The 223-nt window shown below is 57.4% G+C and carries 1 rRNA gene; it reads right to left on the bottom strand.

From position 1 onward, the window contains the following. Positions 1-223, bottom strand: a 16S ribosomal RNA gene (locus ABR397_RS25800); the annotation flags it as partial.

The following is a 223-nucleotide window of genomic DNA, read 5'->3' as shown; positions in this document are numbered from 1 at the left end:
GGCCGTGTCTCAGTCCCAGTGTGGCTGGTCATCCTCTCAGACCAGCTAGGGATCGTCGCCTAGGTAAGCCATTACCCTACCTACTAGCTAATCCCATCTGGGTTCATCCGAGGGCGTGAGGCCCTTTCAGGTCCCCCACTTTGGTCTCGCGACATTATGCGGTATTAGCCACCGTTTCCAGTGGTTATCCCCCGCCCTCGGGCAGATCCCCAGACATTACTCA

The organism is Photorhabdus viridis, assembly GCF_040256935.1.
Taxonomy (GTDB): Bacteria; Pseudomonadota; Gammaproteobacteria; order Enterobacterales; family Enterobacteriaceae; genus Photorhabdus; species Photorhabdus viridis.
The sequence above is the reverse complement of the archived record's forward strand: the minus strand, read 5'-3'. Positions and strand labels throughout refer to the sequence as shown.